We start from the raw sequence: 709 nt of genomic DNA on the forward strand, positions 1-709 counted from the left end.
AAAACCGATAATTGGGGCTAAGTCGTAACAAGGTAGCCGTACCGGAAGGTGCGGCTGGAATACCTCCTTTCTAGAGAACCGATACCGGTACTCGTTACGTTATTACATGGTTATTACTTAGTAAAGATAAAGACACAGAAGAAAGTGCCCACCCCGTTAGGGAAAGGTTACCGAGAAGAGAGATAAGCTAGTCCCGTAGCTCAGTTGGTTAGAGCACTACACTGATAATGTAGGGGTCAGCAGTTCAAATCTGCTCGGGACTACCAAGGTAGATTTGAGAGGAAAGATATGAGATGTTACATCTGTATCTGACATCAAAGATCTAACATCTAAAAAGGGGAATTAGCTCAGCTGGCTAGAGCACCTGCCTTGCACGCAGGGGGTCATCGGTTCGACTCCGATATTCTCCACGTTTTTGGTATGAATTATTTAGTATATAGATGAATATATGGCGACATAAATCATTTGTTTATTATTAAGTGATTACCGGAAAAAGAGTTCTTTGACATATTGAAAGAAAGAAAACACAAGAGAAGACAACAGTAGAGACAATACTGTAATGCGTTTGATTTTTATAACGGACCCTCGGTCAAGGCCGAACTGTTATAGAGGTAGTATTACGAGTATATATATCAAAGCATCAGCATAGTAGCAAAAGGGCTATGTCTGAGAAGAAAGTAAATAAGGGCACACGGGGGATGCCTAGGCT

Annotated in this window: 2 tRNA genes and 1 rRNA gene; all 3 read left to right on the plus strand. The window is 41.5% G+C overall.

From position 1 onward, the window contains the following. Window positions 1–70 (plus strand): 16S ribosomal RNA (locus E4F24_RS07745); the annotation flags it as partial. 119 nt (window positions 71–189) lie between these two features. Beyond that, window positions 190–266, plus strand: a tRNA-Ile gene (locus tag E4F24_RS07750). Between the two features lie 70 nt (window positions 267–336). Then, window positions 337–410 (plus strand) — tRNA-Ala (locus tag E4F24_RS07755). The last annotated feature ends 299 nt before the right edge of the window (window positions 411–709 follow it).

This window comes from Sphingobacterium lumbrici (assembly GCF_006476045.1).
Taxonomy (GTDB): Bacteria; Bacteroidota; Bacteroidia; order Sphingobacteriales; family Sphingobacteriaceae; genus Sphingobacterium; species Sphingobacterium lumbrici.